This window comes from Pseudoalteromonas sp. A3 (assembly GCF_025942345.1).
GTDB lineage: Bacteria > Pseudomonadota > Gammaproteobacteria > Enterobacterales > Alteromonadaceae > Pseudoalteromonas > Pseudoalteromonas atlantica.
The window spans coordinates 259,346-278,010 of sequence record NZ_JAPCKL010000003.1 but is presented as its reverse complement, the minus strand read 5'-3'; the positions used below and the strand labels follow the sequence as shown (position 1 = coordinate 278,010).

Genomic DNA, 18,665 nt, shown 5'->3' with positions numbered 1-18,665 from the left:
AAAACGCTAGTTTAACGCTTAGTGTTATAAAATACAAAAAGCCAGCAATGGCTGGCTTTAAACGTTACTTTTTAACTTATTAGGCTTTTTTTAAGCCTTGGTTAATACCCAGTAAATCGGCACTTGTTAGTGTACCTGCAGCTTGCTTTAAGCGAAGCGTAGATAACACGTAACGATAGCGTACATCAGCTAGGTTACGTTTTGCATCATACAAGTTTTGCGTGCTTACAAGCACATCAACAATAGTACGCGTGCCTACTTCAAAGCCAGCTTCTGTTGCTTTAAGCGCACTTTGCGCTGATACCACAGCTTGCTCTAGAGCTTTGTAAGTCGCGATGTCTGATACAACCTGGTTGTATGAGGTAATAACGGTACGCGTTACGGCGCGGTAATTTGTTTCGTAATCTTGGCTGGCTGAAACATAAAACGCACGGGCTTGTTTAGTTGCAGCTACGGTTGCGCCGCCTGTGTACAGAGGAACACTTAAATTAACGGCAACCGATGTTGAGTCGGCACGTGGTTGGTCGTTAAAGCTTAAACCATTTATATTTTGGTCAGTTAAAGAATCACCGTAGCTGGCATCAAGTGTTAGCTTTGGGTAGTGGCCAGCTTTAGCAAGCGTGATCTGATCCTTAGCAATATCAACCGTGACTTTAGCCACTTGTAAGCTGATATTATTGTTCTCAGCTACTTTTACAAAGTCAGTCGATTTTTTAACCGGTTTTACTGTTGAAAATGTTTCGGTGTTTAAAAAATCAAGTTTTGCGTGGTATTTACCGGTTATTTCACGCAGTTGCTCGCGTGCGGTTTCAACGGCATTACTGGCAATAATTTCTTGTGCTACTGAGTTATCGTATTGTGCTTGCGCTTCGTGAACATCTGTAATTGCTGTAAGGCCAACTGCGTAACGCTGTTTTGTTTGCTCTAACTGGCGTTCAATGGCACGCTTTTCGGCTTGCACAAATTCAAGGTTATCAATGGCGCTTAATACGTTAAAATAGCCTTCAGCAACGCGCACAATTAAGTTTTGTTTTGCGTTATCGTATTGCGCATTGGCTTGCAGCGCTTGTTTTTCGGCAATATCAAGTGTATTCCATGCGCCTAAGTCGAATAAGGTTTGGCTTAAACTAACACCACGCGTGAATTGGTCGGTATCGCTGTTTATTTTAACTTGGTCAGCTAAGTCACCAACGCTCTGAAAAGAGGTAGAATCGCTTTTTTCATAGCCCATGCTTACGCCAATTTGCGGCAATAATGCACTCATTGCTAAATCGCTTTCGTAAGATTGCGCATCTGCTTGGGCTTTTGCTTTTAAAACAGTGGGATCGTTAGCAGTAGCAATTTCAAAAACTTGCATTAAATCTTCAGCACTTGCTGTGGTTGTGCCTAATGCGCACGACAAACTAACGAGCGCTGCAAGGATGTTCTTTTTCATGTTAGGTTCAGTCCTTAGACAAATTTTGTACTAAAAGCATGGTAACGTGTTTTGCTTAATAACTAAAAAAGAAATTAGTAAAACTGTATGTTCAAATGTAACAGAATATATTAACAAACTTTAATCGTTTAAATAAGCGGGATGTATAATATGGCAGATAAAAGCTTGGTTCAATTTACACATAAAGATGTGAGCTTAAAAGCAGTTAAAAGTCTGTATAATGGCTTTTTTAAAGTGGATATGTATGAGTTTGAGCATAGCCTGTTTAATGGTGGTACATCGCAACTTATAAAGCGCGAAATACTAGAGCGGGGCGATGCAATCGCTGTTCTACCTTATGATGTAACTACGCAAAGTGTACTATTAATAGAGCAAATACGTATTGGCGCTATTAACAGCAAACACTCGCCCTGGCTGCTAGAATGTATTGCCGGTATGACCGATGGCAGTACCGATTACGAAGGGGTGGTAAAAAAAGAAGCCTATGAAGAGGCTGGGCTTGAGCTTACTGACCTTGAATTTATGCTCTCTTACCTTTCAAGTCCGGGCGGTACCACTGAGCGCTTACATTTATACCTAGCACGGGCAGATTTAAGCCAAATACAAAGTGGTGTATATGGCCTTGAAAGCGAAGGTGAAGACATTAAAACTCATATTTTAAGCCTTGATGATGCGCTTTCGCGCCTCAATAACGGTGAAATAGATAACGCGGCAACGGTAATCTGTTTACAGTGGTTGGCGTTAAATCGTGAAAAAATAAGCAGTAAGTGGACATAATTTTAACTTTTTAATACGGCGGTACTTTGACAGCACTTTTAGCAACCCAACGATATATTCAGAGCCTCCCAAAGTACATGACGCTTTGCGAGCATAATTACGTACGTCTTTCAAAACTATTACCTAAAGAGCGCAGTGCTAATAGTGTGCGTAAAGTTAAATTAGGTCATAGTGAATTTGCCATTATCATTGACGATAGTGCTAAGTACACACTGGATATTTCTATCAAACAGCTAACAGGGATGGTTAAAGGCGTTTCTCCTTTGTATTTAACAGTAAGGCTTTATCAAGATGCAAAAGTGGCTGAAATTATTCACCACGATTACCATCAACGGATAAAGCCATCTTATGGTTATCCAAATCCTAAAATGCACCAAAAAGATGAAAAGTATCAACTTAATGCATTTTTATATGACTGGTTAGTAGCCTGTGTAGAGCATGGCCGAGCAGTACTAAACTGGGATATAAACAATGGCTTGGTTTGATGAGCATTATCACTTTAACCGCTCATCGCTGCGTGTTGCGCATATAACCGATAGCCATTTATTTGCCGACCCTAACGCAGAGTACTTTAACGTAAACACCGCCGCGCATTTTGCACACGCATTAGCGCACATGGCCACGCAGTCATTAGATGCGGTTATATTTGGTGGTGATTTAACACAAGATCATAGTTTTGACTCTTATTTATTATTTGCTGAGCTTATTAATAACGCTGATTTGACCTGCCCAGTATTTTGGGTACCAGGCAATCATGATGAGATTGCCATGCTTAATCGCATCAGTGGTGGGCAAATAGTGTCAGCTAAACGCATAATCGCACAAGGATTTGAGCTGCTACTTATAAATTCAAAAGGCCCTACACCTGCAGGGTGGGTGTCTAGTGAGCACTTAAATGAAATCGCGGATTGTTTAGCAAGTTCGCAATCGCAGCATGTGGTGTTTTGTCATCACAACCCGCTTGCTATTAATGGCTATCTTGATAAACACATGCTTGAAAACGGCCCGCAGTTATTAAACGTGTTAGTTAATAGCGCTAATGTAGCGGCGTTGCTGCACGGTCATGTGCATAATCACTATACGCAAACTTTTAGAGAGCTGAGTATTTATGCAACGCCCGCCAGTTCGGTGCAATTTACAAAAAATTGCCCGCAATGGCAGCAAGAAAACCACGGCCCCGCTTATCGAATGTTGCATTTAACTACACAGGACAATGCTTTAACAGTTAAAACGGATGTTGTATGGTTAAACGCGTAATTTATATTCATGGCTTTAATAGTTCTGAAAAATCATATAAAGCTGTGCGCTTTGGCGAGCTTATGGCAAACTATGACGTTGACTATTGCGTACCGCGTTTAAATCACGAGCCCTTACAAGCTATTTTACAGCTTGAGCATTTATTAACGCCAGATACCGCGTTACTTGGGAGCTCACTAGGTGGATTTTATGCCACCTATTTGTCGCAGCGTTATAACCTGCGAGCAGCATTAATAAACCCAGCAGTAGCACCGTTTAACTTATTAGCGCCGCTTATTGGCCACAATTATAATCCGTACCAAGATTATCATTATGAGTTAAATACCAGCCACATGGATGCTTTAAAAGCATTGTATGTGCCTAAATTAACATCCCCCGAATTGCTCTATTTGTTGCAGCAAACGGGAGATGAAGTGTTAAATTATCAACACGCAGTAAATTATTTTTCACAATGCAAACAGTTAGTTGAGTTTGGTGGCGATCACAGCTTTGTTGGTTTTGAACGCACCTTAGATAGTATTGCAGAGTTTCTTAAATTACCTAAAACAAATTAGCCTAAGCGCATATAAAGATAAAAATTATGAGTCAGCAAAATTATAACGCCGAAGCCATTGAGGTTCTCAATGGATTAGAGCCGGTAAAACGCCGCCCTGGTATGTATACCGACACGGTACGTCCAAATCATTTAGGCCAAGAGGTTATCGATAACAGTGTCGATGAAGCCATGGCGGGCCATGCCACTAAAATTGATGTGATCTTACACGAAGATAACTCTCTTGAAGTTATAGACGATGGCCGTGGTATGCCTATAGATATTCACCCTGAGGAAGGTATTCCTGGGGTGGAGCTGATTTTTACCAAGCTGCATGCAGGTGGTAAATTCTCTAACAAAAACTATCAGTTTTCGGGCGGTTTGCACGGGGTAGGTATTTCGGTTGTAAATGCGTTATCGCACCGTGTTGAAGTAACGGTAAGGCGCGACGCTCAACAATTTAGAATGGCCTTTGAAAACGGCGATAAAGTTGAAGACTTAAATGTCATTGGCACTGTTGGTAAGCGCAACACCGGTACAACCGTTCGATTTTGGCCCGATGCGAGTTACTTTGACTCAGCTAACTTTTCAATTACTAAATTAAACCACCTATTAAAAGCTAAAGCGGTTTTATGCCCAGGCTTGCGCATTAAGTTTGTTAATAAGCAAACTAAAGAAACTCAAGAATGGTTTTACGAAACAGGCTTAAAGGATTACTTAATTGAAGCTGTTAAAGGCTTTGAAGTACTGCCAAAAGACCCATTTGTAGGCGAGTTTTCAAGCTCGATTGAAGGGGCTGATTGGGCTGTTGTATGGCAACCTGAAGGCGGCGAGTCGATTGCGGAGAGCTATGTAAACCTTATTCCTACCGCACAAGGTGGTACTCACGTAAATGGTTTGCGCCAAGGCTTACTTGAAGCAATGCGCGAATTTTGTGAATTTAGAAACTTATTACCGCGTGGCGTAAAGCTTACCCCAGATGATATTTGGGAGCGCTGTAGCTATGTGTTATCGGTAAAAATGCAAGACCCACAATTTGCTGGTCAAACGAAAGAAAAGCTTTCTTCTCGCTCATGTGCAGCGTTTGTATCGGGTGTGGTTAAAGACTCATTTAGCTTATGGTTAAACGAGCACACTGATACTGCAGAATTGCTTGCTGAACTGTGTATTTCAAATGCACAGCGCCGATTGCGAGCGGCTAAAAAAGTAGTGCGTAAACGCGTTACCTCAGGCCCTGCGTTACCCGGTAAACTAACCGACTGTAGTGCCGCCGATAACGACCGTACAGAACTATTTTTGGTAGAGGGTGACTCAGCAGGTGGCTCGGCTAAGCAGGCACGCGATCGTGAGTTTCAGGCAATAATGCCACTGCGCGGTAAAATTTTGAATACGTGGGAAGTTGAATCAGGGCAAATATTAGCCTCGCAAGAGGTGCATGATATTTCGGTGGCGCTGGGTATTGACCCAGACTCAACTGATTTAACCGGCCTGCGTTATAATAAAATTTGTATATTGGCCGATGCTGACTCGGATGGACTACACATTGCCACCTTATTGTGTGCTTTGTTTGTGCGTCATTTTCCGCAACTGGTTAAAACAGGACATGTATACGTGGCTATGCCACCACTGTTTAGAATCGACATTGGTAAAGAGGTGTATTACGCCCTCGATGAAGATGAAAAAACAGGTATTTTGGCCCGTATAGAAGCAGAGAAAAAACGCGGTAAAGTAAACGTGCAACGATTTAAAGGGCTGGGCGAAATGAACCCGCTGCAGCTGCGCGAAACGACAATGGACCCAAACACTCGCCGCTTAGTGCAACTTACGCTAGACGAAGAGGAGCAAACATTAGAAATGATGGATATGCTACTTGCTAAAAAGCGCTCGTCAGACAGACGCCAGTGGCTAGAAGATCACGGTAATAAAGCACAGGTATAATAAGCTTGTGTTTAACACTTGGAGAGGCAAATGAATAAAATACTAGGAAGTTTATTATTGCTTGGCTTAACAACAGCCCCAGCAATGGCAAAAGACATACTAGACAAACTCACCGTAGCACCTGGGTTTGAGGTAAGCTTATTTGCTGATGATGTTGAAAATGCACGCCAAATAGCAGTATCAAAAAAAGGCATTGTTTACGCAGGTTCGCGCAAAGCAGGAAATGTGTATGCGTTAATCGATCATAACAGTGATGGCGTAGCAGATAAAAAAATGGTGATTGCTGAGGGGTTAAATATGCCCTCGGGATTAGCAATTAAAGATGGCGATTTATACGTAGGTGAAGTACACCGTATTATTCGCTTTAAAAACGTAGACACGCAGTTAAAAGACCCTAAATTTGACGTGGTTTACAACGCGTTGCCATCGGATCGTCACCACGGGTGGAAGTTTTTACGCTTTGCACCCACCGGAGAGCTTATTATTCCGGTTGGTGTTCCGTGTAATATATGCGCCGAAGATGAGCGTTACGGGCGTATTTTTGCACTTGATGTAGAAACCAAACAAATTAAAACAATAGCCCAAGGGGTACGCAACTCAGTGGGGTTTGACTTTCATCCAAGCACGCAAGCATTATGGTTTAGTGATAATGGCCGCGACATGATGGGTGATGATATTCCACCTGATGAAATTAACCGCGTAAGTAAAGAAAACGAGCACTTTGGTTTTCCTTACGTTCACGCCGGTGCCATTGCAGATCCTGAGTTTGGTAAAGGTAAAAACATTAGTGACTACAGCCCGCCAGCGCTTGCGCTAGGTGCTCACGTTGCGCCCCTTGGTATTCATTTTTATACCGGTAAACAGTTCCCGGGCTCTTACAAAGAGCAGCTATTTGTTGCTGAACATGGCTCGTGGAATCGTACTAAAAAATCAGGTTATAAAGTGGCTGTAGCCAATGTAGAGCAAGGGCGTATTACTAAATACACGCCATTTATTACCGGCTTTATGCATAACGAAACAACCTTTGGACGCCCAGTTGCATTTGCACAATTAAATGACGGCAGTCTGCTAATAAGCGACGATTACGCAAACGTGATCTACCGCGTAAGCTATAAGAAAAACTAGGTAAGCTTTAATGAGTGATACAGATACCTTGCTAATGCAAGGAATTGAACAACAAACAATGGGGCGTTTTACTGAAGACGCCTACTTAAATTACTCTATGTACGTAATTATGGACCGTGCATTACCGCATGTTGGTGATGGTTTAAAACCGGTTCAACGTCGTATTATTTATGCTATGAGTGAGCTGGGTTTATCGGCCGCTGCTAAATATAAAAAATCGGCTCGTACGGTAGGTGATGTATTAGGTAAATACCACCCGCATGGCGACAGTGCCTGTTACGAGGCTATGGTATTAATGGCACAGCCGTTTTCTTACCGTTACCCATTAGTCGATGGGCAAGGTAACTGGGGGGCAGCAGATGACCCTAAATCGTTTGCGGCAATGCGTTATACCGAAGCACGCTTATCAAAGTTCTCTGAGGTATTACTTAAAGAGCTAGGGCAAGGCACCGTTGATTGGACGCCAAACTTTGACGGCACTATGGACGAGCCATTAGTGTTACCGGCGCGCTTACCGCATATTTTGTTAAATGGCGTAACGGGTATTGCAGTAGGTATGGCAACCGATATTCCACCACATAATGTGCGTGAAGTAGCCAGTGCCTGTTGTTTATTACTTGATAAGCCTAAAACCGAGCTTGATGAGTTACTTGAGCTTGTGCACGCACCTGATTATCCAACCGACGCTGAAATAATTACCCCAAAAGCCGATATTCATAAAATATACAAAACCGGCCGAGGCTCAATTAAAATGCGCGCGGTGTATACTGAAGAGCATGGCGATATTGTTATTACGGCGCTACCGCATCAGTGTTCAGGGGCTAAAGTGCTTGAGCAAATAGCAGCGCAAATGAATGCTAAAAAGCTGCCAATGGTCGCTGATTTACGAGATGAGTCTGATCACGAAAATCCAACCCGTATTGTGATTGTACCGCGTTCAAACCGCATTAAAGCTGAGCCGTTAATGGCGCACTTATTTGCCACCACCGACCTTGAAAAAAACTACCGTGTAAACTTAAACATGTTAGGCCTTGATGGCCGCCCGCAAGTAAAAGACCTACGCAGTATTTTATCTGAGTGGCTAACGTTTAGACGCGAAACAGTACGCAGGCGCTTACAGCACCGTTTAGATAAAGTACTGGCACGATTGCATATTTTAGAAGGTTTACTTGCTGCCTTTTTAAATATTGATGAAGTAATTGAAATTATTCGCACAGAAGATAAACCAAAACCTGTGTTGATGGAGCGCTTTGATTTAACCGATACTCAAGCCGAAGCCATTTTAGAATTAAAACTTCGTCATTTAGCAAAACTAGAAGAATTTAAAATACGTGGCGAGCAAGATGAGCTGGCCAAAGAACGTGACAAGTTAGAGCAAACGCTTGGCTCAGACCGTCGTATGTCAACGCTTCTTAAAAAAGAAATTCAAGAAGCGGCCGACATGTATGGCGACGATCGCCGCTCACCTGTTATTGAGCGCGTAGAAGCTAAAGCACTGAGTGAAAAAGATTTAATTCCTTCAGAGTCGGTAACAGTCGTGCTTTCTGATAAAGGCTGGGCACGTGTTGGTAAAGGCCATGACATTGACGTAGAAGGGCTTAATTACCGTGCTGGCGATGAGTACAAAGCCTCCGCTAAGGGTAAGAGTAATCAGCCTGCGGTATTTTTAGACTCAGCAGGGCGTGCATTTGCAACCGATGCACACAGCTTGCCATCGGCACGTAGCCAGGGCGAGCCAATGACAGGGCGCTTTAACCTCACCACTGGGGCTAATTTTGAGCACGTGGTAATGGGTGAAGATAATCAAGTGCTACTTATGGCCTCTGACGCGGGTTATGGTTTTATTACTGACTTTAAAGACCTAGTAAGTAAAAATAAAAACGGTAAAGCCTTGGTGAGCGTGCCTAAGGGCGGAATTTTACTCTCACCAATCAGAGTAAACGATGTAGCAACCGATTACTGCATGGCCATTTCGAACGAAGGGCGCATGCTGTTGTTCCCACTGCGCGACTTACCAAAACTGGGTAAAGGTAAAGGTAATAAAATTATCTCTATTCCAGGGGCTAAAGTGCAAGCACGTGAAGAGTTTGTCAAAGTGCTGGCGGTGGTACCACAAGGCAGTAGCGTTACCCTTCATGCTGGTAAACGAAAGCTAACGCTTAAACCGAGCGACTTGGAGCATTATCATGGCGAGCGCGGGCGTAGAGGTAATAAGTTACCGCGAGGCTTACAGCGTGTTGATGAAGCAGTGGTGGAGTTTACGCCGGCAGATGAGCAAAATGATGACACATTAGTCGAAGAATAAACCCGAAATATATACCTCTAACGGCCTGCTTTTGCAGGCCGTTTTTGTTTATCCTGTATTTTTCAGCTTACAGCTGTTCGCTATTGTCTCGTGATCGTCATAAAATCACGTTATAATAGTGAAATATGCGTGGCTTATAGCGCATTGCACACACATTTTGGAGAGAAGTTTGTTAGCTGTTATACGTATTTTAATTATGGTGCTGTTTATATTTTTCAGCTGCGTGTTTGGGTTGTTATTGTCGATTGTGAGACCGTTTCACCCTAATAATGTGCATGTGATAGCCGGCTGGTTTGGCTCAATGGCTAAAATGTTAGGGGTTAAACTTGTCCTTAAGCGCCACCCAGATGCGCTCAATATTGGCCCTGCGGTTTACCTATCAAACCATCAAAACAATTACGATTTATTTACTGTATCGGCTATGGTGCCTGAAAACTGCGTTAGCTTAGGCAAAAAAAGCTTAAAGTGGATCCCATTTTTTGGACAACTTTACTGGTTGTCGGGCAACATACTGATTGATAGAGCTAATCGCTCAAAAGCGGCAGGTACAATTTCAAAAGCCGCTGAAAAAATTAAACAAAAAGGCCTATCTATTTGGGTATTTCCCGAAGGCACAAGAAGCTATGGCCGCGGTTTACTGCCATTTAAAACCGGCGCATTTCACACCGCTTTAAGCGCAGATGTACCCATAGTACCGGTATGTATGAGCACAACTGATAAAACTATTAAGCTAAACCGCTGGGATAATGGTACAATTTACATTGAAATGTTAGCGCCTATATCACTTGATAAAAAAGTGAATGCCCGTGAACAGGCCACCCAAGTGCATAGTATTATGGCTGCTAAAATAACTGAATTAGATGCTCAAGCGAGAGATAAATAATGGAAAACTGGCGTGAAATAAGTGAAGACATCGTAAGTTCACTACTTGAAGATGGCTCTGATCCTGAAATACTTTATGAAGTTGAGCATCATTTTGTATGCGAAGATTTTAGCAAATTAGAGCAAGCGGCACTGGCTGCCTTTAAATTAGGCTACGATGTTGAAGAACCGGCAGAGCTTGAGCTAGAAGATGGCAGCAAAATTTGGAGCTTTGATATTGTAGTCGAAGCTGAGCTAGACGTTGAAGTTATAATGGAAGACGTTGATAAACTTGCAGCGCTAGCTGTTGAGTGTGACGTTGAATACGACGGTTGGGGCACTTACTTTCAAGAGTAAGGCGTTAGCTAGTTGATAAAGGCGAGCATTTATATATGCTCGCTTTTTTTGTGCACAGAGTAAACATGACTCTTTAAACCGCAGCCTATTTTCAGATATTAATTCATTTTTAGTGTAATGGCGCATTAATACCCCCCTTTATTTTGCCTTATTTAACGGCAAAAATTTAATACTTTTCGTGTTACCAATTTTATTTTTGTTATAACCAATTATTATCTTTCATATAAAAAACTTAATTCTCCTTAACTTGTTCATTAAAAGTTAAGCTTGTTCATATTCCTATTGGTAATAGGGCTTATTTCGACGTACTACTTATTCATTAAATTGAAAAAATATTTTTATTTATTGCTAACCTGTCCCTAATATATAACCTGTTGAATAGTTATAACTATTTACAAGTTGTAAATGTAATATTTAATAAAACTAATACTTATTTGCTATTACATCCTCTGTTGACATATTGGTAACTAAAAATATAGCCTTTAGCTCGCCATATGGCATTAATATTGGTAAGGCCAATTTAAGGGTTTTAGATTGATTTTTGTAACCTGGGCTTTCTTGCCAAATCTATTCATACACAAAAATAGAAACCTGTTTACACAGGGTGATCTAAGTTTTAGTGACTGACACAAAACTAGGTAGTTAGGTTATTTTTATATTCAGGTTTAAAGGAATAAAGATAATGATTAACCATAAAAAACTGTTTTTTTACAGCGCAATTGCGACAAGTTCAGCGCTATCTCATGCTGCAACAATTAATAATGCAGGCTTTGAAAGTGGCTTTAGTAACTGGAACGAAACCGACCCAGCCGCTATTTCTTCAGATGCTTACAGTGGCTCAAAATCGTTAAAAATTCAGGGCAGTCCAGCACGGGTTTATCAAGTGGTAGATATACAGCCTAACACTGAATACACCCTAAGTGCTTATGTGCTGGGTAAAGGGCAAATTGGTGTAAACGATTTAAATGGTTTATTTAAAAACCAAACCTTTAATGTTTCTTCGTGGACTAAAGTAACAAAAACATTTACCTCAGCAAACACCAATTCACTTCAGGTTTTTGCTAAACATTACAACAACACCAGCGATGTAAGGTTTGATAATTTTGCCTTGGTTGAGGGCAGCGGCAGTAATGATGGTGGCTCAGATGGCGGCAGCGATAACTCAAATGGTTCAACAATTCCTAGCAGCATAACCAGTGGTAGCATTTTTGATTTAGAAGGGGATAACCCAAATCCTCTCGTTGACGATAGCACCTTAGTGTTTGTGCCGTTAGAGGCACAACATATTACGCCTAATGGTAATGGCTGGCGTCATGAGTATAAAGTTAAAGAAAGTTTACGCGTTGCTATGACTCAAACCTATGAAGTGTTCGAAGCTACGGTAAAAGTTGAGATGTCTGATGGCGGAAAAACAATTATATCACAGCACCATGCTAGTGATACCGGCACTATATCTAAAGTGTATGTGTCGGATACTGATGAATCGGGCTTTAATGATAGCGTAGCGAACAACGGAATTTTTGATGTGTACGTACGTTTACGTAATACCAGCGGTAATGAAGAAAAATTTGCTTTGGGTACAATGACCAGCGGTGAGACATTTAACTTGCGGGTAGTTAATAACTACGGCGATGTAGAGGTTACGGCATTCGGTAACTCGTTCGGTATACCAGTAGAGGATGATTCGCAGTCATACTTTAAGTTTGGTAACTACCTGCAATCGCAAGACCCATACACATTAGATAAATGTGGTGAGGCCGGAAACTCTAACTCGTTTAAAAACTGTTTTGAGGATTTAGGCATTACAGAGTCAAAAGTGACGATGACCAATGTGAGTTATACGCGCGAAACTAATTAATTAGTGACTTATTATGGCCACTCAATTGAGTGGCCATAATAAAAAAACTTTATTTTATAACCATTTTTTATTTTTAAAGTACACGCCAATACCGCCAGTAAGCACAATTAAAAAAATCACAAATGCACTAAATGCATAAGGGTTTTCGGTACCAGGTATGCCACCTACATTTACCCCTAAAAGGCCCGTTAAAAAGCCCAGTGGTAAAAAAAGCGCAGCCACAACCGACATTACATACATGCGTTGATTTAATTGCTCAGACACTTGGTTAGTAATGGTTTGCTGAATAATTTGCGCACGCTCTATGGCGCTATCTAGCTCTTCTAAATAACGAATAAGTAAGTTAGTGGTTTCGTTTAGCTTTGCTTTATCTTCATCTAAAAGCCAGGGGTAATGGTTATTTACCATTAAACTCAACGCTTCTTTTTGCGGTTTTAAGTAACGCTTTAAGGCAATAGTTTGACGGCGTAGTTGAGATAAACCTTGGTTATCAAACTTTTTACTTGGCTCGTCTATTTCTTCTTCAAATTCATCCAGGGTTTCATCAAGCGTATCAATGACACTTTGCATGCGTGATGTCAGTTTTTGCGTAATAGAGCCGACCAACTCTGATATTGAGCATGGGCCGTGGCCAGCATTAAGCTCTGCTAATATATCTTGAATCGAAAGTAAGCGACGTTTGCGCGTTGTGATAACCACAGATTCGCTAATAAATAAACGAATTGACACCATGTCCTCAGGGCTTTGCGCTGGGTTTAAATTTACACCACGCAAAAACAGCATATGGCCATTGGTACTAGGTGTTAAGCGAGGGCGAGTTTCATCAGCAATAAGCGAATCAAGCTCAAAGTCGGTAAGGTGAGCCTGGCTTTTAAGCCACGTTACAGCCTCGCTTTGGCTGTAGTCCATATGTATCCACAGTTTACCTTGGCTAGGGTGCCAGTTATTTAAATCGCGGGTGTTTTCTATGGCGTGCGCGCCGCCTTTTTCATTAAGCACCAGTGCATGCAGTAAACCATTAATCATATTTTAAACTCATATAATAGTGTATTTTTAATACAGTTAACTATAGTGTATCTGCATAGTGCTTTACAAACTTACCTTAACTTTTAATAAGTTAGCGTTAAGGTAAAACCTATATGCAGGCTTTAATTGCTAAATAAGGCACTAAACAGCTAGGCGCGCATTGTGTGATTAGTTCCTATAAAAGATCAATTTAATTTACTCATCGACTAGATAAATTTATTTCGCTGGTGTTTTTTGCGCCGTAGCGTATAAGTCACTTTTTTATTAAGGGCACATTTATGACAGCAAAGTTAACTGTTGGTTGGCGTGAGTGGTTAAGTTTACCCGAGCTTGGCATCGAGAAGATAAAAGCAAAAGTTGATACTGGCGCCCGCACTTCATGTATTCATGCAATTAACATTGAAGAGTACGAAGAGGGCGGTGAAAAGTGGGTAAAATTTATAGCCCAGCCTTTGCAAGACGATGAGCAAACACGCATTACTTGCAAAGCAAAGGTTAAAAAAATTAAGGCGGTAACCAGCTCAAGTGGGCAAAAAGAGTTACGCTATTTTATAGAAACAAGGTTGCATGCAGGGCCTCATAGCTGGCCAATAGAAGTTACTTTAACGAGTCGGGCAACCATGAAGTTTAGAATGTTATTAGGGCGTACAGCCATGGAAAATCGTATAGTCGTTGATCCGGCTTTATCTCATTTATTAGATAGTTAAGGTTTTAACTATGAAAATTGGTATTTTATCTCGCAACAGAAATTTGTATTCAACGCGTCGCTTAATTGAAGCGGCAGAGGCACGCGGTCATGAGGTAAAGGTGATTGATGCGCTTCGTTGCTATATGAATATAAACTCAGAGCAGCCAGAAATTCACTACCGTGGTGAAAATTTAAAAGATTTTGACGCCATTGTTCCGCGTATTGGTGCATCGGTGACGTTTTATGGTTGCTCTGTTTTACGTCAGTTCGAAATGATGGGGGTTTATCCTGTTAACGAATCGGTGGCTATTTCTCGTTCGCGCGATAAATTACGCTCACTTCAGCTGTTATCACGTAAAGGCGTAGGCATGCCGGTAACCGGTTTTGCCAGCAAACCAGATGACGTTAAAGACTTACTAGAAATGGTAGGCGGTGCTCCGGTTGTTATTAAATTACTTGAAGGCACACAAGGCATCGGTGTTGTACTTGCTGAAACACGCAAAGCGGCTGAAAGTGTTATTGAAGCGTTTATGGGTTTAAAAGCCAATATTATGGTTCAAGAATACATTAAAGAAGCCGGCGGAGCCGATATTCGTTGTTTTGTACTTGGCGATAAAGTAATAGCGGCCATGAAGCGCCAAGCGCAAGAAGGCGAGTTTCGCTCAAACCTTCACCGTGGTGGTAGCGCTACATTAGTACGCATTACCCCAGAAGAGCGTAAAACAGCCGTTGCTGCAGCAAAAGCAATGGGCTTAAATGTAGCGGGCGTTGATTTACTTCGCTCATCTCGTGGGCCGTTGGTAATGGAAGTAAACTCTTCTCCAGGCCTTGAAGGGATTGAAGTGGCAACAGGTAAAGATATTGCCGGTATGGTGATTGATTTCATCGAAAAAAATGCTGCTATTAAAGGAACCGCAACCCGTGGCAAAGGTTAAAATTAATCGTCCTTTTTCCTTATTAGGTGAAAGTGTTGGCGTGGGCGAGCGTAAAACCCTTGCCTTAGAGGCTGCTAAACTTTACACCCATTCACCGCTCAATATTCCTATTGAGGTGGTTAATGGTGTAATGGAAGGCCCGGTGCTGATGGTGTGTGCCGCTATTCATGGTGATGAGCTAAATGGTGTAGAAGTTGTACGCCAACTGCTCTCAAAAATAGATGCAAGCAAACTGCGCGGAACCATAATTGCTGTGCCAATTGTTAATGTGTTTGGCTTTATTCATAAATCACGTTATTTACCCGATAGACGTGATATGAACCGCAGCTTTCCGGGCTCTGAGCGCGGATCGCTAGCGGGGCGTATGGCACATATGTTTTTTAATCAGGTGGCGGTACATTGTACCCACATTATTGATTTACATACGGGAGCTATTCACCGTACTAACTTACCGCAAATACGCGCTAACTTGGATGATGAAGCAACCGCTGATATGGCCAAAGCATTCGGCACACCAGCGGTTATAAATGCATCCCTTCGTAATGGCTCATTACGTAGTGAAGCCGCTAATTTAGGTATACCGGTTATTACTTACGAAGCCGGTGAAGCCTTACGCTTTGACCCTATTGCCATTGCAGCAGGTGTGCAGGGTGTGGATTATGTGATGCGGCATTTAAAAATGATCCGCGGCAAACGTCCTAAAAAGCTGCCCGATCCTATTATTGCAGGGTCTACAAGTTGGATACGCGCTGAGGTCGATGGCATTGTACGTGCACAAGTATCGCTAGGTGAACACGTAGAAAAAGGCCAAGTGCTGGCGTACATAAGTAGCCCATTAGGTGATGCCGAGCTTGAGCTTTTAGCGCCTAAGGGCGGTATTGTGATAGGCCAGCAAACTATGCCACTAGTAAACGAAGGGGATGCGGTATTCCACCTTGCTTACTTTGCAAATGATAACAGCTTAGTAGAGCAGCAATTAGAGCATTTTATTGACGAAATAAATGATTTAGATGAAGAGCTTAAAACAGCTGAGCTAAATAATTAGCATTATGTTAGCTAGTAAAAAGCCGCAGTGAGGTTTGCCTTACTGCGGCTTTTTTGCGGATATGACTTTTAAAACTATGTCTTTTTAGGGCCTATAATCCGTTTTATTACCGGTGCCTTTGTAGGCTTAGGTTCTTTATTTAATACCATAACCGGGCGTGTCACAAACAGGTTATTAGGGTAAACAACTCGGTGCCCATCCACATGCTCAAGTAGCACGTTCATTAAACCTAATTCGACAATGCGCCCTTCTATATGGTTTGCGCCATCAACAATACGCACCCAATTTCCCACATGAAAACCATTTTGAATAAACATGAGTAAAAAAGCGGTAAGGTTACTAAGCAGCGACCAAGCGGCAAATAAAGCGACCCCGAGCATAGCAAATAATGATGAGCCCAAAACTAATAGCCCGCGCAGCTCTATACCCCAAAATATAAGCACTAAGCACAGCACTACAAACGCGAGTATTATTTTTAATAACAGCTCAGCTCTAAATTTACGATGAACATCTACTTTTCCTTTTATGGCTTTTTCGAGCAACTTTTTAGTGACTTTTAATAAAAGAGGAAAAAGTAAAATGGCCATAAGGGTAACAATCAATTTATATTGCGTACCCATTAGCTCTAAAAGCGCAAACAATTCCAAAGTGTGATCCCGTACTGTTTTTAGGAAAATTTAAAGCGCTAGTGTAACGCTTTCGTTTATTGCTCGCTATTTAAAAGGTGTTTTTAACACTCACGAGCCACTGCACCGAATCAACATCGTCGTAGCTATCAAGCGGGGCGGCAATATCAAGGTGGATCATGGTGCCAGAGTTTGCTCTGCTAGGTGCTAAACGCAAACCCACCCCAACATTTTTTAAAACATGATCGTTTTCGCCGTTGTCTTCATCGTTAAACCAAGCGCGGCCAACATCAACAAAGCCCGCTGCACCTACTTTAAATAGCTGCAGTAAATCGTACTCCCAGTAATAGCGTTTTTCTAAGCTGACTAAAAAGGTTCGGTCGCCATGCTGGTAATCCATAGGATAGCCACGAAGGCCCGTTTCGCCGCCAAGTGTTAGCTGCTTATCGGCGGTTAGGTTTTTAGCATACTGGGCACGGGCTTTAACAAACCAGGATTGGTTTTCGCTGGTATTTAAGTAGTACTGCACTTCGCTGGTGGCTAAAAAGTTTTCTAGTTGTTTTTGCTCTTTATTCCAATAACCATCCACTTGAGCACTAAAACGCCACAGCGTTCTGTCGGTAGTAAAGTGTGCTTTTTTAGCTTTTAACGAATACACGGCTCTGCTGTCATCATTGCTAAGTGATTCATCTGAGTAGCCTAATAGGGCTTTAATATTCCACCCTAAATTTAAGTCTTCGGTGCGCGAAATACTGTCAAAATTACGCACTTTTATATAACTGTCTTCAAACCAATGACCACTCACATAGGGGTAACTTAGTTGTCTGTTTTTGGCCAAGGGAGCAAAGGTTGTTTCTATTTCTGCAAAGCTGTCTTCTTGGTTTACATAGCCAAGCGTTAAGCGCTGTGTCCAGCTATCAGATAATGCTTTAGAGTGGCCTAAAAAAGCGCTAAAAAAATCGGTTGTTTGATCAAACTCGCTGTATTCATCACCACGGCGATATAACGACTCTTCTCGCTGTTCAGAAAAGCTTTTAATACCATAGCTATAAGGTGTATCTATGGCGTAAAACGGATAGGTTAGCTCTAATAAGTGGCGTTTTCCGTCACTGTTGTCGGCATACTCTAAGCGCCCGCGATACCGGCTAGATAATATATTAGGATCGTCATAAACAAATAAATAACCATTACGATCGCTGTCGGTAGTGCGTGAAAACGACAAGCGCTTGCCCCAACCCAGTAAATTGGACTCGCGAAAGCCAATACTCGATTTATTTTCGCCACCGCTGCGACTAAAGCTTATTTCGGGTAGTAAGGTCCATAAATCGCGAGTTACCACCGTTACATCTACGTTGCCGTCGCAGTTTTCAACCGCGCTTATTTGCGCATCATATAAATAGTTTTGTTGGCGTAATAAACGCTCTGACTCAGCGAGCTTTCTGGCATTGTAATTATCGCCTTGTTTAAATAACAGAATATTACTAATAACGTCTGGCTCGGTTTGAATATGCGCGCGGTTGGCAAAACGAAAAAGCGCGTTATTTTCCTCCTCCAACTCGGTATTAAAAACGTTAAGTTGTTTAAGGGTAATTGAGGTTATTTGGGCGTCGCTGCGACTATTAATCAGTGTGGTTTTATCTTCAACCTCACGGCGTAAATTATTGCTTTTGTCTGAGTGAGTTTGCACAGCGGAGCAGGTGTTAGTTTTATTGGGTGGTTGTTGTGCAAAGGCCTTAGGCGCACTAAAGCTTACAAGGGCTAAGCTTATACAACAGTGTGCAATCCATTTTCTATTCACCATTCAACCTCTTCAATACTACTGCAAATATGAGTCGTAATATCAGCTTACATCATTGTTATTACAATGTAAGTAAAAGGTATGGATTTTGAAACTAATTAA

General features: G+C 41.9%; 17 protein-coding genes. 13 read left to right on the top strand and 4 right to left on the bottom strand.

What is annotated here, in order from left to right; translation table 11 throughout:
• Positions 1–79: 79 nt before the first annotated feature.
• Complete coding sequence (gene tolC, locus OIZ54_RS07350) at positions 80–1,435, bottom strand: outer membrane channel protein TolC (RefSeq protein ID WP_029772380.1); 1,356 nt, start codon at positions 1,433–1,435, stop codon at positions 80–82.
• Positions 1,436–1,585: 150 nt separating this feature from the next.
• Here tolC and OIZ54_RS07345 point away from each other — a divergent pair, with 150 nt between their 5' ends.
• From OIZ54_RS07345 to OIZ54_RS07300, 10 genes are all read left to right on the top strand, one after another.
• Positions 1,586–2,212, top strand: coding sequence for an NUDIX domain-containing protein (locus OIZ54_RS07345; RefSeq protein ID WP_248532585.1), 627 nt, complete (start codon positions 1,586–1,588; stop codon positions 2,210–2,212).
• A 26-nt stretch (positions 2,213–2,238) separates the two neighbouring features.
• A complete protein-coding gene (locus tag OIZ54_RS07340; RefSeq protein WP_024031550.1) occupies positions 2,239–2,697 on the top strand; it encodes a DUF1249 domain-containing protein in 459 nt (152 codons plus the stop codon).
• Positions 2,684–3,469, top strand: a complete 786-nt coding sequence (locus OIZ54_RS07335; protein ID WP_248463094.1) for a metallophosphoesterase — start codon at positions 2,684–2,686, stop codon at positions 3,467–3,469. The genes OIZ54_RS07340 and OIZ54_RS07335 overlap by 14 nt, the downstream gene beginning before the upstream one ends.
• Positions 3,454–4,023 carry a YqiA/YcfP family alpha/beta fold hydrolase gene (locus tag OIZ54_RS07330; protein ID WP_264390067.1) on the top strand — a complete coding sequence of 190 codons (570 nt, stop codon included), beginning with the start codon at positions 3,454–3,456 and terminating at the stop codon, positions 4,021–4,023. Before OIZ54_RS07335 ends, OIZ54_RS07330 begins: the two co-directional genes overlap by 16 nt.
• A gap of 26 nt (positions 4,024–4,049) precedes the next feature.
• Entirely contained in the window at positions 4,050–5,939 is a 1,890-nt protein-coding gene (parE, locus tag OIZ54_RS07325; protein ID WP_055254871.1) for a DNA topoisomerase IV subunit B, read from the top strand.
• A 30-nt stretch (positions 5,940–5,969) separates the two neighbouring features.
• On the top strand, positions 5,970–7,064 hold the full coding sequence (locus tag OIZ54_RS07320) for a PQQ-dependent sugar dehydrogenase (RefSeq protein WP_024031553.1): 1,095 nt from the start codon (positions 5,970–5,972) through the stop codon (positions 7,062–7,064).
• Between the two features lie 10 nt (positions 7,065–7,074).
• Positions 7,075–9,369, top strand: a complete 2,295-nt coding sequence (gene parC, locus OIZ54_RS07315; protein ID WP_096041195.1) for a DNA topoisomerase IV subunit A — start codon at positions 7,075–7,077, stop codon at positions 9,367–9,369.
• Between the two features lie 169 nt (positions 9,370–9,538).
• A complete protein-coding gene (locus OIZ54_RS07310; RefSeq protein ID WP_154945547.1) occupies positions 9,539–10,252 on the top strand; it encodes a 1-acylglycerol-3-phosphate O-acyltransferase in 714 nt (237 codons plus the stop codon).
• Positions 10,252–10,587: a ribonuclease E inhibitor RraB gene (gene rraB, locus OIZ54_RS07305; protein ID WP_004587970.1), complete on the top strand. Its 336-nt coding sequence runs from the start codon at positions 10,252–10,254 to the stop codon at positions 10,585–10,587. Before OIZ54_RS07310 ends, rraB begins: the two co-directional genes overlap by 1 nt.
• A gap of 682 nt (positions 10,588–11,269) precedes the next feature.
• Positions 11,270–12,445, top strand: coding sequence for a polysaccharide lyase family 7 protein (locus OIZ54_RS07300; RefSeq protein WP_004587971.1), 1,176 nt, complete (start codon positions 11,270–11,272; stop codon positions 12,443–12,445).
• Positions 12,446–12,499: 54 nt separating this feature from the next.
• On the opposite strand, the gene OIZ54_RS07295 is transcribed toward OIZ54_RS07300, so the two are convergent.
• The gene (locus OIZ54_RS07295) at positions 12,500–13,471 is read right to left on the bottom strand and encodes a zinc transporter ZntB (RefSeq protein WP_264390066.1); all 972 of its coding nucleotides are present in this window, start codon (positions 13,469–13,471) and stop codon (positions 12,500–12,502) included.
• Between the two features lie 278 nt (positions 13,472–13,749).
• On the opposite strand from OIZ54_RS07295, the gene OIZ54_RS07290 reads away from it, so the two are divergent.
• Genes OIZ54_RS07290 through OIZ54_RS07280 form a run of 3 tightly spaced genes read left to right on the top strand, consistent with a single transcriptional unit; the run spans position 13,750 to position 16,139 of the window.
• Positions 13,750–14,178, top strand: coding sequence for an ATP-dependent zinc protease (locus OIZ54_RS07290; RefSeq protein ID WP_264390065.1), 429 nt, complete (start codon positions 13,750–13,752; stop codon positions 14,176–14,178).
• A 10-nt stretch (positions 14,179–14,188) separates the two neighbouring features.
• Positions 14,189–15,094, top strand: coding sequence for a 30S ribosomal protein S6--L-glutamate ligase (rimK, locus tag OIZ54_RS07285; protein WP_004587974.1), 906 nt, complete (start codon positions 14,189–14,191; stop codon positions 15,092–15,094).
• Positions 15,081–16,139: a succinylglutamate desuccinylase/aspartoacylase family protein gene (locus OIZ54_RS07280; protein ID WP_264390064.1), complete on the top strand. Its 1,059-nt coding sequence runs from the start codon at positions 15,081–15,083 to the stop codon at positions 16,137–16,139. Before rimK ends, OIZ54_RS07280 begins: the two co-directional genes overlap by 14 nt.
• A 74-nt stretch (positions 16,140–16,213) precedes the next feature.
• Here the strand turns inward: OIZ54_RS07280 and OIZ54_RS07275 are convergent, their stop codons facing one another.
• Together OIZ54_RS07275 and OIZ54_RS07270 are read right to left on the bottom strand one after the other, a co-directional pair.
• Entirely contained in the window at positions 16,214–16,786 is a 573-nt protein-coding gene (locus OIZ54_RS07275) for a mechanosensitive ion channel domain-containing protein (RefSeq protein WP_029772372.1), read from the bottom strand.
• Between the two features lie 70 nt (positions 16,787–16,856).
• Positions 16,857–18,566 carry a POTRA domain-containing protein gene (locus OIZ54_RS07270; protein ID WP_264390063.1) on the bottom strand — a complete coding sequence of 570 codons (1,710 nt, stop codon included), beginning with the start codon at positions 18,564–18,566 and terminating at the stop codon, positions 16,857–16,859.
• Positions 18,567–18,665: the final 99 nt, after the last annotated feature.